This window comes from Alkalimonas amylolytica, from assembly GCF_900107845.1.
GTDB lineage: Bacteria > Pseudomonadota > Gammaproteobacteria > Enterobacterales > Alteromonadaceae > Alkalimonas > Alkalimonas amylolytica.
In genome coordinates this window covers 453665-469456 of record NZ_FNRM01000002.1, presented here as the reverse complement: position 1 = coordinate 469456, position 15792 = coordinate 453665, and the positions used below count along the sequence as shown (strand labels likewise).

Sequence of the window (15792 nt, the reverse complement as noted above, 5' to 3'; positions counted from 1 at the left end):
GTTCAAATTTGACTGTGGTATCTCTGGTCAGTCTCGTTAAGGAATTTTCATGTTAGCTTGGCTTCTATCCTTACCCAGGCCGGTAAAGCGTTTTTTTTCGGTAATAGCCGATATTATTTTTCTGATTTTTGCCATGGCCTCGGCTTATTTCCTCACCCAGAATGGTGTGCGCGGACATATACCTGAAATTGCGCTGGCTTTTGCACTGACGGTGCCGTTGACCTTACTCACTTTTACTAAGCTGGGGTTATACCGGGCCGTTATCCGTTACATAGGGCAACATGCTTTTGGGGCTGTGCTGGCTGGCATTGTCGGTAGTGCTTTGGTGATTAGTGTGCTGTTTGCCCTGTTTGGGGTAGAGGATAAAGGCAATCTGATTTTTGTCTACGCGCTGTTAGCGATGTTGCTGTGTGCTGGTTCACGTTTGCTGGCACGTATGTTTCTTGTTCAAATGAATAACTCATTGAAAGAGCGGGTGCTGATTTATGGTGCCGGCTCTTCTGGTCGGCAACTGGCGCAAGCCTTATTAAACGGTGATCAGTATCACCCGATTTTGTTCGTGGATGATGACAGCACCTTGCAAAAATCCACCATTCTGGGCATGCCGGTTGGAAATCCGCACAACATAGCTTTGCTAATCAAGACTCAAAATATTCAACGGGTTTTGCTGGCATTGCCATCCGCCAGCCGGGTGCGCCGGCGTGAAGTGTTGGATGCTTTAGAATCCTTGCCGGTACCGGTGCAATCGGTACCCGGCATGAATGAACTGGTCAATGGCGATATGCGCATTGACGAGTTGCAGGATGTAAAAATCGAAGATTTGTTGGGGCGCGATCCAGAAGCACCCAAGCTGAAACTGATGCATGCCAATATTCATGGCAAGGTGGTTATGGTCACCGGTGCTGGTGGCTCGATTGGTTCTGAGCTGTGTCGCCAGATCCTGAAAAATGAACCAACGATGCTGGTTTTATTTGAGTTGTCTGAGTTTGCTGCGTACAGCGTGGAGCAAGAGCTGCGATTATTGGTCGAGCGTGACAAGCTCGATGTGGAATTACGAACCATTCTGGGGACGGTGCAGGATCAACAACGAATGCGCACCGTGATGCAAAGTTTTGCTGTACAAACGGTTTATCACGCGGCTGCTTATAAACATGTGCCTATGGTCGAATTCAATGTGGTGGAAGGGGTGCGCAACAATGTGTTTGGTACCTGGTACGCTGCCGAAGCCGCTATTGCTGCCAAAGTAGAGACTTTTGTCCTTATTTCGACCGATAAAGCGGTCCGGCCAACCAATGTGATGGGCGCATCCAAACGCATTGCGGAGCTGGTGCTGCAGGCCATCGCGAAGCGACCCGGTGCCAAGACTTGTTTCAGCATGGTGCGTTTTGGCAATGTGCTGGGCTCATCGGGATCGGTGGTACCTCTGTTTCGCGAGCAAATTCGGCGTGGTGGGCCAGTAACGGTGACGCATAAAGACATCATTCGTTACTTTATGACCATTACCGAGGCCGCTCAGCTGGTGATCCAGGCTGGTGCCATGGGGAAAGGTGGTGATGTCTTTGTGTTGGATATGGGCGAGCCGGTTCGTATTGACGATTTAGCACGGCGTATGATCCACTTGATGGGGCTGGAAGTGAAAGATGCTCAGCATCCGGAGGGGGATATTGAAATTCGCTATACTGGTTTACGGCCGGGTGAGAAGTTGTTTGAGGAATTGATTATTGGTCAGAATATCCGGGAAACTGCGCACCCTCGTATTTTGGCGGGTGACGAAGCCAGTCTGGATTGGGCGGCGGTATTAAAATTACTGGGCTCGCTGGAGGCCAGTTGCGATGCATTTGCGGTACAGGATCTGATAACCTGTATGAAGGAAGCACCAATTGACTTTAGCTATCAGGATAAACTGTGCGATCTGGTGCTGGAGGCTCAGCAAAACAACCGCACCGAAGTGGAGCCAACCCCGGTTTCCAGGCTATTGGTGGATACCGCGGCAGCTGTTAATCAGTTGTCTGCCTGATGCTGCCATCAGTTTAATTATTTCGTGGTTTTGCCACAAAGTACTTGCTGGCAAACCTATCTTCGGTTAACCTCATGCATTGAGAGTCTGTTAAGGGAAATAGAGGGATTTCTATGAAAAAGCTTTTAGTAGCAGCCGCAATGGCTGCACTTTTCTCTGGTACTGCCGTTGCTCAGGAGCAAGCTGGTGGTTCTAGTGCTGGTGCTTTAGGTAATGTAAATGGCGAGCACATCGTTGCTGGTGCTGTAGGTCTGGCTGTCGCTGCTGCTATTATTTCCAATAGCCGTGGTACTACGATTGATCCAATTCTTCCACCGCCACCACCACCACTGAGCTGTCAGGGTGATGATGAAATCAACGATGATGGCTTCTGTGTAGGCAGCACCACCATCGTGACCGGTACTGGTGCAAACACCTTTACCCAACTCGTTACCTTTACTTACGCCCCAAGCGCTCAATAATTGTATCGTTGTTGACAAAGCCGCCTGATGGCGGCTTTTTTGTGGAAAAATCGACTGAGAGATGCCATGAATTATTGTCGCCATTTTGTTGTTACCGCTATTCTGGCCTGCTCACTGATTGCTTGCAGTTCAACCCAATATGCTCTGTTGGATACCATCCGGCTTGGTTTTTCTGCCACAGAGGATGTGACCTTGACGCTGGAGGAAGTTGCCGGCTCTGAGTTTGACCTGATTTACATCCAACCAGATAACGGACCAAGAGCCACGATGGTGCTGGCTGAGCTGGAGCATGGTCAGCACAAATGGTTATCGGCCGATAATGTTATGCTGGTGTTGGAACATGGCCGGATCGTGCGTTCGCTTGGTCTGAACAATGATTTAACCTATGTGAGTAACACGGCAGCGGATCCGCTGCGACAGAAGGCCTCACTGGATACCAATGCAGAGTGGCGCCGCCTGACGGACTGGCAGTATCGTCAGCAAAGTGGCTATCAATTGGCCTCTGTTTTTGGCCTGGAGCAGGCTGAAATCACGGTTTTCGAACGAGTATTCAGCACCCGGTTGATACGCGAGCAGGTGACAGTTGCACAGACGAAGGAGACATTTGAGAACCTATTCTGGTTTGATGAGTCTACAGGAGTGTTGCTGCAAAGTCGGCAACAACTGGCACCACATAGCCCGGTATTTCATATCATTTACATCAGCCAGGCGGCTCGTCTGATCAAGGCCAGTACCGCCGCAGTCAGGGATTCGATGGACACCTTATGATGATTTCTGTTCGCTCTCTTTTGCTTGCTGCCACAGCTTTGTTTGGTTTTCAGTTAGTGGCAGCCGAGCCTGTTGTGGTCGTGCAGATTAAAGCCGGTTCAGAGTTATGGCACGCTTACGCTGAGCCCCCTCGCCTAAGTCAGTTGCTGGCAGAAGTACCGCACCCGGAGCAGCAGTACTGGCCTGCGGCAGCACTTTATCGTCAGTCTGAGCACCTGCAGCAGCAAAAGCAGGATTTGCTTAGCCGTTTACAACGATTAGAGCAACACTGGCAGTTACGGAACCATACGCAGAATATCCTGGTGTTGCAATCCATTCGTCAGCAAGTCAGTGGCTGGCAACTGGCGGAGCGACAGGCTGTTCGTATTGATTATGATCTGGCTCGTATCAGCCAGACTGCTAATCCCAGGCTGGACCCTGGTCATTACATTCTGCGATTGGCTCCGAGGCCAGAGCAGGTGTTGTTTGTCGGTGCCATCGCAGAAGAGCGTGGTTTGCTCCATCAGGGGGCAGCTTCAGTGCATAGTTACCTGAAAGCTTTGCCTTCATTGCAACGCACGGACCCGAGTTGGTTATACGTGGTGCAGGCCAATGGCCAGATTCAACAAGTTGGACGTGCTTACTGGAATCGTCAGCATCTGGAGCTGCAGCCCGGCAGTCAGGTGTTTCTGCCTTTGCACCCCCGCATCTTACCGAAAGAATTTCGCAGCCTGAATCAGGAACTTGTTCAGTTAGTCGCGCACAGGATTTTGCTATGAGTTTAGTTGTCAACAAGCGGGGCCCTTTGTTACGCCTGTCGTGTATTGCCCTGGCACTTGGGGTGATTGCGCCTCTTAGTTACGCCCGGCAAGGCTTCCCAACCAAAGCAGAGTCGCTTCATTATAGCCAGGGCAGTCATGGTGGGGTAGGCTTGATCCAGCTACCCACCGCCCGCATGGCTGAGGAAGGCCGCTTGGTTCTGGGGTACAGTGATAATGATGAATACCGCTTCTGGACTGCCAGCCTGACATTGTTTCCCTGGATGGAAACGACCATTCGTTATACGGACATTCGCAACCGTTTATACAGTCCTTTTCCTGGTTTCAGTGGTGATCAGACCTATAAAGACAAAGGCATTGATGCCAAGTTTCGTTTATTGCAGGAGTCGTACTGGTTACCTGAGCTGTCGGTGGGCTTTCGCGACTTTGGTGGTACCGGTACTTTTGAGAGTGAGTTTATTGCCGCCAGCAAGCGGCTAGGCCCTTTGGATCTGCATCTGGGCATGGGTTGGGGCTATCTGGGTGCTGCAGGCAATACCCGTAATCCCTTTTGCGATCTGCGTGATTCATTTTGCCAGCGCCCAACGGGTTTTTCTGGTCAGGGCGGTAAGATTGATTACCAGCAGTTTTTTAAAGGCCCTGCCTCGCTATTTGCTGGCGTAGAATACCAAACCCCATGGCAGCCCCTTCGTTTAAAACTGGAGTATGAGGGCAATGATTACAGTCGTGACAGAGCTGGGATTGAGATCATTCAGCGAAGCCGATGGAACGCCGGTGCTACCTACCAGTGGGGAAACTTTGATTTGAATGCCAGTTACCAGCGTGGCAATACCTTTGCCTTTGGTGTGAACTACAGCTTTGACCTGCACTCAATCAGTCAGATTAAACTGGATCCTCCACCCCGGGAGGTACCCGAGCAATTAACACTGACTTCTGATCAGATTGCCCGCCAGCAATTGGCTGGAATGTTACGTATGGAAGCAGGTTTTGTTCTGCGCCATATTGAGTTGCGTGATGATGAAGTTGTTGTGACTGGCAATCAGCTCGCCTATCGCAATCAGGATGTCGCGATTGAGCGAATTAGCCGGGTGCTTGCCACTGAACTCCCACGGACAGTAAAACAGTACCGGATTGTTGAGTTGGATGGCAACTGGCCTATGGTCGAAACAGTGGTCGATGCCCCTGAGTTTATTGCTGCTGTCACCTATCAATCCCTGCAGCCAGAAGTAAGGTCCAGCTACCGGCGCATAGAACCAGAGTCTGCTCGTGACTGGCATGCGCGCTCGCGTTTTCGCGGCCATTATTATGGTGCTGAAGCATTCTGGATCCAGAGTTTCGGCAGCCCTGAAACCTTTTTTATGTACCAGGCTGGTTTATTGGCTTTGGCTGGGTATCAGTTTGGTTCTGGCATTGCATTCAATGGTACTGCCAAGCTGACACTGTTTGAAAACTTCGATAAATTTAATTTTACTGTTGATAGTCAGGACACCCCTTTACCGCGGGTGCGTACCTATGTGCGTGAGTACGTGACCCGCAGTACTCTGACCATGGAAAACCTCTATGCCAGCTGGCAAGCTAATCCGGCAGCCAGCTGGTATGTTCAGGCTTACGGCGGTTATCTGGAGTCGATGTTTGGTGGGGTGGGTACTGAGGTGTTGTACCGTCCGCTGGACAGTAATCTGGCCGTAGGCTTTGATATCAACTGGGTTCGTCAGCGCTCTTTTGAAAACAACTTTGACTTTATGGATTACAGTGTCGTCACCGGACATGCCAATATCTACTGGCAACCGGAGTTGCTGGATGATGTGGTGCTTACCTTCAATATTGGTCGCTTTCTGGCAGGTGATGATGGGGTGAAAATTGACTTTGCGAAGCGATTTCACAGTGGCATAGTGGTAGGAGCGCACGCGGCATTTACCAATGTGTCATCCGCGGATTATGGCGAGGGTAGTTTTACCAAAGGTTTTTATATCTCTATTCCGTTTGATCTCTTTACCTTACGCTCTGCCCGTGGCCAGGGAATGATTCCTTGGGTACCCATTGCCCGGGATGGCGGCCAGCCATTGATCAGGCCTGCTAACTTATACGATACAACAAGCAGGCGTTCTCGCTTTGGTGGTTGAACAACAGCAGTTACTGATCAGTTGACCGGTAACTGCTGATAAATTCGTTGCCACATCTGCAGGTTTTGCTGGTGCAGGGCTTCTTTGGTTTGCTTAAGCTGCGCAGTGATGGCTTGCTGGTTGGCCAGTAGTTGCGTCATGCTTCGCTGCAGGCTACCCGGTGTTAAGGTTTCAATGCAATACTCTTCCATACCGAAATCCTGCATCATTTGACGGTACTTATGGCTCCAGCTGGTGGCAATGCAGGGTACGCCCTGACTCAGCGCATTGATGGCACCATGAAAGCGTGAGCTGACCACCAGGCTGGCGCCGCCGATATAAGCTTTCACCGCCAGCGGATCTTCCATTTCGATCACTTCGGCATGCTGTGCTCTGGCCTGGATATGCTGACAGAGCTCGGCATCTTCTTTGCCTTCGTGATTGACTAATTTGACTTGATAGCCAGCCTGATGCAGTTGCTCTGCCGCCTGCACAAAGGCCGCCAGGTAATCATCTTTTAACTGATTGGCATTGGCATGATGAAAAGGTGAAATCACTTTGTTGTTTGGGATCAAAGCCGCATAAGGTGCGTCTGCCTTTGGCACTGCTTCGGGTGTCAGCCCTATGGTGAAGTCGGGCGATTGAATCACATGGGCCGGTAATGGCGACAAGCAGGATTCCAGGTGCTGTTTTGATACCGCATCGCGGACGAAAATAAGCCGGGCATGCTGAATGATGGTGCGCATGGCCGTTTTGCTGGCCTCGCTTTTAAAAGGGCCAAAGGCCTGCGGCATAAAAATAAAAGGTTTGCCTGCTTTGGCAAAGCGTTCCACTTCACGGGCGGTATTTTGCAGAAATTGCAGTGGCCATTGGTCGCCATAGGCAAAGCCGCTTGCTTCCAGCACGGCATCGACTTGCCGCTCTGTTACCATGCCATAGCGGTTAAATAAACGAATGCATGGCCCTGGCAGACGGCTGATCCAGCCGGTTAAATCCAGTGATTTGCGGCGAAAAGCCAGCTTTTGCCAGGCACCAAGGCGGGCCCGCTCCGGGTAGGGCAGGTTGGGGCCAGGTGACAGTACCAGTTCCATATTTCTGACTGGCTGCAGGCCTTGCAAACAGGCCAAGAGCATCAGGTAGGCGCCTTTGTTGCGAAACTGCACGCCTTTGATTTCAATGCGGTAGGGCTTGTGGCTCATGATTGATCCTTGTTCGCTTTCGCTGGCAGGCGAAGCACTTGCCAGAGCTGTTTGCGGGTGGTTGCTGAAAAGAATAAAAAGAAAAATGAGGCATAAGCATAGGCTATCAGGGTGGCCCAAGCGGCGCCCTGAATGCCCATAATGGGAATAAGCCACCAGTTCAACCCGACATTAAGCAGGGCGGCGATGCCATGGCTCAGCAGTGACAATGGCTCTTGTTCGGTGATCACCAGGTGCTGGCTAATCAGGTAACGCACAAAGATAAAGCAGCCGGCCCAGATATGAATTTGCAACACGCTGATGGCTGGGGCAAAGTCTGCACCGAATAAGGTAGGCACCAGCCAGCTGGCGGCCAGCGACATCAGCACGGCAATCACCAGCGCGGCACCAAGGAATAACCCGGCAAAGCGGCGCAGCCGGGCCAGGTAACGCGGCCAGCTGTGCTGGTAGGCTTTGAGCATGTCTGGGTAGTAGCGGGCTGCCAGCGTCGCAGGGAAGACGTACCAGAGCTCGGACAGACGACTGGCCGCCGCATAGAGACCTGCTTGTTCCGCACCCGCCATAGCGCCGAGCATCACCACATCAATCTTCAGATAAATCACCGAGACAATGCCAGACAACCAGAGCCAACTGGAACGTTTCAGCAGCGCTTTGGCTTGTTCCAACCGCACAAACCGCCAGGAGAAGCCAGGCCACAGCGGCTCACTCTGTTGCCAGGGCTGCTGTCTACGACGATAAAGCCCATACTGGCTGAGGCCGACCAGCAGAAACTCCAAAGCGGTCATCCAGAGCAAACTGGCGATGCCATAGCCGCTTAGTAATAACAACAACTTGGCTGCAAAGCTCAGGCAGGTAATGGCTATTTTGACCAGCGCCAGGCTGCGAAATGTCCCCTGATAGTGCAGGTAAAATTCAAACAGCAGCAAGCCAAAAAAGCTCTGCAACACAAACAGCATGGGGACAGCCAGCCCTGTATGGCCTTGCATCAGCTCGGGGTAAAACCACCAGAACAGGCCAATAGCCAGCATCGCCGCCAGTAAAGCAGTTCCGAGCCGCAGAGCAACCGCAGTATAAAGCAAGGACATGGCGGCTGCACCCGACGGCTGCTGCTGCATGCGCCGCACTACGATGTTATTCAGGCCCATGCTACCAATAGGCACCAGAAAGGCACTCCAGGCCATCACAATGGCAAAGATACCGAGCTCGGCAGCACCGAGCATGCGAGCCAGTAAAATGGTCAGCACGGCGCCTGCGATAAGCTTGACCATCTTATCGGCCAGCATCACAACAGCACGGGCTTTCAGCAGTTTGGTTAATGTGGCGAGCATGATAAAAGGTACCGTCCCGGGTTATTAGCGATACTTCTTTTTGGCGCGTTGTTGGCGTATTTTTTCGCGCTCAGCTTTCTCTTTGGCTTTGATTGCGGCTTCTTGCTCAGCCTGCTGGCATTCCACGGCAATCATGTCCGGTGTTTCCAGCGTGAGCGGACCGAGCTGGCCGGTGCGTAAGTCGCCAATCAAAATAGTGCCGGCTTTTTGCAGGTCGACCACGCCTCCTTTGCGCATACAACCTCGTTTGGCACCGATGCAATCCATCAGTTCCAGACCTTGCTGTGGTAATTCATCGAGCGCATAGCGTTGTTTGAGTGCTTCCGGGTAATGCTCCAGCAAAAAATCGGCGGCAAAGAGCGCAATATCGGCGTAGTCAAAAGCGGTGTCTTTGATGGCGCCGGTAATGGCCAGCCGGTAACCACAGCTGGCCGGGCTCAGTTTAGGCCAGAGGAAGCCCGGCGTATCGGTGAGCACCACGTTTTGTTCCAGCTTGATACGTTGCTGGCTTTTGGTGACGCCAGCTTCGTTGCCGGTCTTGGCGATGGTGCGCCCAGCCAGGATATTGATAAAGGTCGATTTGCCGACATTCGGAATGCCCATGATCATGGCGCGGGCACCTTTTAAAGCCAGGTTGCGTTCTGGCAATAATTGCTCGCATAAATCCAGCAAGCGCTTAATAGCCTGGGGTTCTTGTTGGCAGGTTGGCAGAGCACGAATACCACGCTCTTGTTCCAGATGCGTTACCCAGAGTTCGGTGCGGCTCGGATCGGCCAAATCGGCTTTATTCAGCACCTTGATGCAAGGTGTATCTTTTCGTAGCTGGCTGACCAAAGGATTTTCACTGGAGTAGGGGATGCGGGCATCCAGCATTTCAATAATGATATCGACCTGAGGCATCACCTCGGCGATTTCTTTACGGGCTTTGTGCATATGGCCCGGGAACCAGTTAATTGACATAGCAGGATGAGTTCGCTCAAAAACAGAATGAGTCAGTATACTGGATATAGTGAGCAGGCAAAACCAAGCATGCCGTTGACAGCAGCAAAAGCACTAAAAAATTTAAAAATAGGAAAGCAGCGGGTAGAGCAGGGCAAAGCTAGCCAACAATGGTAATGTCAGACCAGAGTTCATTAGGTAAGGCTTCAGCTTAATCACACCCCATTGCTCAAACAAAATAACGATAAGTCCAAGACAGGATAATGGTACCAGCACTTGCATGATGGCGTTGTTTAAAAGCTGTTGCATGCCGGGAAATAACCAGCTCAAAATGGACTGTCCTACTGTCGTCATCAACAACAGCAACAACAGGATCACGATTTGCCAGGCAGAAAATTGCGGTTGTGACTCTAGTGGCTCCATGCTTCATCCAGTGTTACTTTCAAAAGTCCGTTCATTCTAGAGGGCAAGAAAAAGTAATGTAAGGCCAAAAATGTGACGTTTTGTTATGCCATGCAGGTTATCCGAAAGTAAATCAGTTGTCAATCTGGGTCCGCTTGAATTTTGAGCTATTGCTCAGCTGAAGTTGGAGGCTGATAACGCCGTATTTGCAGAATCATACCCAGCTTAGGGTGGTCGATGTAATGCATTTCACCGCTGATCACCCGGCGACTGAATTGGATGCGATGCGGTAACAGTTGTTGCTCTGTGACCAGGGTGCTGAGCACGAAATCGGTATTCACAAATAGATAATGATCCAAATGCAGACGGATAAAGCCATCCAGCTGCCACCAGGGCTCGCTGCTTTGCTGCTCATTCAGCATGGTGAGATCGATCAGCATGCTTTGCTCGTCACTATCGGCCGTGTCGGTAACCAGCGCTTGGTAACGCTGCTCAATGCGTTTTAGTAGATTCGGTTGCAGTAAACTGATTTGACCCGGTCGAACGTCACTGCTTGCAGCTGATTGATTGCGTTCAAACGATTGGGTCCGTAAATCCCTGCCAGCATACCAGCGACTGGGGATGCTGCGTCGTTCGGTGACAGGAGCTTGCCGGTAGCCGGCATGCAACAGTAACTGCACATCTCCCTGACGGCGCAGGCGCTGAATAATATCGCCGAATTGCAATTCATCGGCGGCCAGTAAATAAGGGGCATTGCGGTGTTGGCGCTGGCCGGATGGAGTCAGTGCCAGTGCCCTGGGCATTGGCAGGGTATCAATCACTACCGGGCTGGCAAACAGTGGTTGTTGCCAAAGCTTTGGCTGAGGCTCAAACACACAGAGGGCGTTGTGGTGAGGCCATTGAAAGCGGGGCAGGTAATCGGCCAGGTCAGGTTCAGCCTGGTGCGCTATTGGCTGTGGCTTGCTGCTTTGGCACAGCTCTAGCTGGCCCAGCAGTGGCCGGATATCCGGCTGGTAAAAGGGCTTGAGCACATCAAAAAAGCGGGCCGGTTTGGCGGCTTTGGGACTGCTGTCGAAAGACTCAATCAGGCCGGCATCCGGTGTGCGCTGAAACAGAATAAATTCGACCTCAAACCAGCGATCGCCACCAACAACGCGTTCTGGTGCTATCTCTGTGGCAAGCAGCGGCTTCAGCAGACACAGGCTGGCGATGATGCTGACTAATCCGATCCGTTTCATGCAGGCTCCATGTGAAGAGTAGGGCAAGCCCTGGCAAAATTGGCCAGTAACTGCTGAATGTAGCTGAGTCTGGCCTGGCTATCGGTCAGTTCACTGCTAAAGCGCAGTTTTTGACCACCTTCCAGTTTAAATTCACGGCTTTTGGTTTGAATCAATTCAATGATGTAAGCCGGAGCTACCCTGGTTTGTTCCATAAACTCTACTATACCGCCTTTGGCGCTGGCTTCAATGCGTTTGATGCCAAGTGCCTGAGCTTGTAGTTTAAAGGTAGAGAGTGCCACCAGATTTTTACTGGCATCGGGCAATAATCCAAAACGATCGATTAACTCGACCTGAACTTCATCCAGCTCCCGTTCGTTTTTGGCGGAAGCCAGTTTTTTATAAAAGGATAAGCGCATGCTGACATCCGGGATGTAATCTTCCGGCAGCAGGGCCGGGATGCGCAGCTCGATTTCACTTTGCTGGCTGAGCAGTTGATCGAGCGATGGTTCTTTGCCACTTTTCAGTGCTTCGACCGCTTGCTCCAGCATATCCATGTACAGGTTAAAACCAACCGATTCAATCTGGCCGCTTTGTTCGCTACCCAACAGCTCGCCGGCACCACGGATTTCCAGATCGTGCGTGGCCAGGGTAAAGCCAGCACCTAAATCCTCCAGGCTGGCGATGGCATCCAAGCGTTTAACGGCATCGGGTGTTAAGCGCTTGACCGGTGGGGTCAGCAGGTAGGTATAGGCCTGGTGATGCGAGCGACCAACCCGGCCGCGGAGCTGATGCAACTGCGCCAGGCCAAATTTATCGGCCCGGTTGATGATCATGGTGTTGGCGGTTGGCACATCGATGCCGGTCTCAACGATGGTTGAGCACAGCAGCAGGTTAAAGCGCTGATGGTAAAAATCCGCCATGATGCGTTCTAAATCACGCTCGCGCATCTGGCCATGGGCGATGGCGATGCGCGCTTCCGGCAGTAAAGCCGCCAGCTCTTCGGCCATATTTTCGATGGTGGCAACATCGTTGTGCAAAAAGTACACCTGGCCACCACGCATGATTTCCCTAAGCACAGCTTCACGGATCAGGGTATCGTCAAACTCCCGCACAAAGGTTTTCACCGCCAGCCGTTTGGCCGGTGGCGTGGCGATAATGGACAAGTCCCGCATGCCGGACAGCGACATATTCAAAGTGCGCGGAATGGGCGTGGCGGTCAGGGTTAAGATGTCGATGTTGGCGCGCAGTGCTTTGATTTTATCTTTTTGTTTCACACCAAAACGGTGCTCTTCATCGACAATCAGCAGGCCCAGATTGGCAAAACGGATGTCATCCTGCAGCAACTTGTGGGTGCCGATTAATATATCGACTTTGCCATTGGCGGCATCGGCCAGGATTTGCGCCTGTTGCTTCGGGCTGATAAAACGGGAGATCACCTCCACCCGCACCGGCCAGTTGGCGAAGCGATCGCGGAAGTTCTCGTAATGCTGTTGAGCCAGCAAAGTGGTGGGCACCAAAATGGCCACCTGATGGCGGTCATGTACCGCCACAAAGGCTGCTCGCATTGCCACTTCGGTTTTGCCAAAACCAACGTCACCGCAGACCAGCCGGTCCATGGCCTTGGGTTGTTGCATGTCGTTGAGAACAGCAGCGATGGCATCGACCTGATCGGCGGTTTCTTCAAACGGAAAGCTATCGGCAAAGGCTGCGTACTCGGCCTGATCCAACTGAAAGGCGTAGCCGGTTTGCAGCGCCCGCTGGGCATAGATATCCAGCAATTCTGCCGCCACATCCCGCACTTTTTCAGCGGCTTTTTTACGCGCCCGCTCCCAGCTGTCGGTGCCCAGCTTGTGCCAGGGAGCATGCTCGGGCTCGGAGCCACTGTAACGGCTAAGCAGGTGCAAGGAGGCGACCGGTACATAGAGTTTGCTGCCCCCGGCGTATTCGATGGTGACAAATTCAGCGCTGATGCCGCCAGCATCCAGCACTTGCAGGCCCTGATAGCGGCCAATGCCATGCTGCAAGTGCACCACCGGCTGGCCTGGGCTAAGCTCGGCCAGGTTACGGATAATGGTATCGGCCGACACCTGCTGGCTACGTTTTTGCCGGCGGCGCTGGCTGATTTTCTGACCAAAGAGTTCGTTTTCACTAATCAGCGCCAGTGGTGTAGCAAGCTCCAGCAATACGCCTTGTTCCAGCTGGCCCACCAGAATGCCGAGATCCTGTTTACTGCCAATAAAGGCATCCAGGCTATCAAACTGCGGCAGACTGATTTGGATGGTTTTAAGCAGTTGCAACAGGCTTTCACGCCGGCCTTCACTTTCCACACAAAACAGGGCCTGACCTTGCTGTTGTTTGATTTTTAATAAAAAGTCTTTCAGCAATTGCAGCGGCTGTTTTTGTTGGTGCGCTATGCTCAGATCTGGCAGCAACTGGCAAGGAGCATTGTCGGTACCGGCTTTGGCTGGCAGATAGGCAGGTGTTAACTTAATGCGGCCGAAGCGTTTTAACTGGCTAAACAGCTGATCGACCGGCTGATAGAGTTGCTCCGGTGGCAGCAGTGGCCGCAGTGGATCGACACCTCTGTCGTGGAAGCGTTTACCCAGCTCGCGCCAGAATTTATCAGCGCTGTGCTGCAAGTCACCAAGCAGCAGGCACACCGTGTCTGCTGGCAGGTAATCGAACAAAGTTGCGGTGGCTTCACTAAACAGCGGAAAATAATACTCAATACCGGCCGGGAACAGCCCTTTACTGACTTGCTGGTACAGCGACTCAGGCTCGGTGCGGGCAGTAAACTGCTGACGATACTGGCTGCGAAAACGCTCGATGGCGGCCTGATCGGTCGGGAATTCATGGGCTGGTAGCAGCTCTATCTGGCTGACTTTATCCAGCGTGCGCTGGCTGTCCGGATCGAACAAGCGGATACCATCGATTTCATCGTCAAAGAAGTCGATGCGATAGGGCAAGGCACTGCCCATCGGATAGAGATCCAGCAAAGAGCCGCGGGCAGAAAACTCACCATGCTCCATCACTTGCTCTACTGCCCGGTAGCCAACGGCGGTCAGTTGCTGCTTTAATTGCACCAAATCCAGTTGCTGGCCGGTTTGCACCAGCAGGCTGTGCTGGTTCAAATAGGCTGGGCTGCAAACCCGCAACAACAAGGTACTGATCGGCACGATCACCATCGCCTGCTGCTGACGTGGCAACTGGTACAGGGTGCGTAGCCGCTGCGAAATAATGTCCTGATGCGGCGAGAACACATCGTACGGCAGGGTTTCCCAGTCCGGTAAGCTCAGCAGGGTCAGTTCTGGGCCAGCAAAGACTTTGAGCTCTTGCTCCAGCCGCAGTGCGGTCGGGGTATCTGGCACTACCAGCAGGTATACGGCCGGCTGTTGCTGTGCTTGTTCGCTGATCAGCAACGGCAGACCAGCACCAAGCAGCTGGCCCCAGTGGATTAGATCGCCGGCTTTTTTTACGGCAGGCAAACGCTTCAGAATCGAGGTGATCATGCAGGTGACATTCGTCTCTTAGGGTTGAGTGGTTTTCAGCACACCGGCAGGGAGCTGCATGCTAACGCAATGCAGGCTACCGTATTGATGGATCAGCGGCAGGCAATGCACACCTATCACCTGATGATCCGGATACGCACGCTGAATTTGTGCCAGCGCCACGGTATCCTGACTGTCGTGGTAGGTCGGTACCAGCACGGCATCATTCAAGATCAGATAGTTGGCGTAGCTGGCCGGCAGACGCTCACCGTCGGCGCTGAACTTGGCGGCCGGCCAGGGCAATGGGATCAGATGGTACGGTTTGCCATCCAGAGTTTTTAAATCGGTCAACTCAAATGCCATCGCTTGCAGCTCGCGAAAATGTTCATCTTTCGGATCATCGCAGCTGACATACACCAGGGTGTCGTTAGGCGCAAAGCGTACCAGGGTATCAATGTGGGCGTCGGTATCATCGCCAGCCAGATAGCCATGTTCCAGCCACAGCACCCGTTGCATGCCCAGGTGCTGGCACAGTTGCTGTTCAATCTCGGCCTGGCTAAGCTGTGGATTACGGTTGGGGTTGAGCAGGCATTTTTTGGTCACCAGCAGACTGCCTTTGCCATCGGACTCAATGCCACCGCCCTCCAGCACCAGCTCAATTTTGCGTTTGGGGATATCGGCAATGCAATCGGCCTGAAACAGCTGTTGATTGATGTCGTTATCAAGATTGGCGTCGAATTTGTCGCCCCAGGCGGTAAAGGTGAAATCCAGCAGACAGGGGGTGCCGTTTTTATCCAGCACGGTAATAGGGCCGTGATCTCGGGCCCAGGTGTCGTTGCAGGGAGCCTGCACCAGATGAATGCGCCCGGCAGGCAGTTGCAACTCCGCGATGATGGCTGCTACCTGTTGTTGCACTTTGGCATCGTGGCAGATGATCACAAGCTGCTGGCGGCTGGCAATTGCTTTTAGCAGCTCACGATACACCTGTTCAACCTGAGCCAGCATCGGCGCCCAGTCGGTGGCGGCGTGCGGCCAGGTCAGCATAATGGCATCTTGTTTGGCCCATTCAGCCGGTAGTGTATAATCGGACACCTTGATTCTTTCCTTTGT

At 52.5% G+C, this 15792-nt stretch carries 12 protein-coding genes; 5 read left to right on the top strand and 7 right to left on the bottom strand.

The window, feature by feature from the left end:
• The first annotated feature begins 49 nt into the window (after window positions 1–49).
• The 5 genes from BLW37_RS05590 to BLW37_RS05570 all read left to right on the top strand — a co-directional run bounded on the left by BLW37_RS05590 (window position 50) and on the right by BLW37_RS05570 (window position 6127).
• Window positions 50–2017 carry a nucleoside-diphosphate sugar epimerase/dehydratase gene (locus BLW37_RS05590; RefSeq protein WP_091340810.1) on the top strand — a complete coding sequence of 656 codons (1968 nt, stop codon included), beginning with the start codon at window positions 50–52 and terminating at the stop codon, window positions 2015–2017.
• Between the two features lie 113 nt (window positions 2018–2130).
• Window positions 2131–2478 (top strand): hypothetical protein, encoded by a 348-nt coding sequence (locus BLW37_RS05585; protein WP_091340808.1) that lies wholly within the window; start codon window positions 2131–2133, stop codon window positions 2476–2478.
• 66 nt (window positions 2479–2544) lie between these two features.
• A complete protein-coding gene (locus BLW37_RS05580) occupies window positions 2545–3246 on the top strand; it encodes a YjbF family lipoprotein (RefSeq protein WP_171907555.1) in 702 nt (233 codons plus the stop codon).
• Window positions 3243–4004, top strand: coding sequence for a capsule biosynthesis GfcC family protein (locus tag BLW37_RS05575; RefSeq protein ID WP_091340804.1), 762 nt, complete (start codon window positions 3243–3245; stop codon window positions 4002–4004). The genes BLW37_RS05580 and BLW37_RS05575 overlap by 4 nt, the downstream gene beginning before the upstream one ends.
• Complete coding sequence (locus tag BLW37_RS05570) at window positions 4001–6127, top strand: YjbH domain-containing protein (protein ID WP_091340802.1); 2127 nt, start codon at window positions 4001–4003, stop codon at window positions 6125–6127. Before BLW37_RS05575 ends, BLW37_RS05570 begins: the two co-directional genes overlap by 4 nt.
• Window positions 6128–6144: 17 nt before the next feature.
• On the opposite strand, the gene BLW37_RS05565 is transcribed toward BLW37_RS05570, so the two are convergent.
• From BLW37_RS05565 to BLW37_RS05535, 7 genes are all read right to left on the bottom strand, one after another.
• The gene (locus BLW37_RS05565; RefSeq protein WP_091340800.1) at window positions 6145–7305 is read right to left on the bottom strand and encodes a polysaccharide pyruvyl transferase family protein; all 1161 of its coding nucleotides are present in this window, start codon (window positions 7303–7305) and stop codon (window positions 6145–6147) included.
• Window positions 7302–8633 (bottom strand): flippase, encoded by a 1332-nt coding sequence (locus BLW37_RS05560; protein WP_245785624.1) that lies wholly within the window; start codon window positions 8631–8633, stop codon window positions 7302–7304. The genes BLW37_RS05565 and BLW37_RS05560 overlap by 4 nt, the downstream gene beginning before the upstream one ends.
• 24 nt (window positions 8634–8657) lie before the next feature.
• Window positions 8658–9593, bottom strand: a complete 936-nt coding sequence (ylqF, locus tag BLW37_RS05555) for a ribosome biogenesis GTPase YlqF (protein ID WP_091340798.1) — start codon at window positions 9591–9593, stop codon at window positions 8658–8660.
• A 102-nt stretch (window positions 9594–9695) separates the two neighbouring features.
• A complete protein-coding gene (locus BLW37_RS05550) occupies window positions 9696–9995 on the bottom strand; it encodes a hypothetical protein (protein WP_091340797.1) in 300 nt (99 codons plus the stop codon).
• 146 nt (window positions 9996–10141) lie between these two features.
• Window positions 10142–11212: a CsiV family protein gene (locus BLW37_RS05545; RefSeq protein WP_091340795.1), complete on the bottom strand. Its 1071-nt coding sequence runs from the start codon at window positions 11210–11212 to the stop codon at window positions 10142–10144.
• Window positions 11209–14703, bottom strand: a complete 3495-nt coding sequence (mfd, locus tag BLW37_RS05540) for a transcription-repair coupling factor (protein ID WP_091340793.1) — start codon at window positions 14701–14703, stop codon at window positions 11209–11211. The genes BLW37_RS05545 and mfd overlap by 4 nt, the downstream gene beginning before the upstream one ends.
• An 18-nt stretch (window positions 14704–14721) precedes the next feature.
• The gene (locus tag BLW37_RS05535) at window positions 14722–15774 is read right to left on the bottom strand and encodes an agmatine deiminase family protein (protein WP_091340790.1); all 1053 of its coding nucleotides are present in this window, start codon (window positions 15772–15774) and stop codon (window positions 14722–14724) included.
• Window positions 15775–15792: the final 18 nt, after the last annotated feature.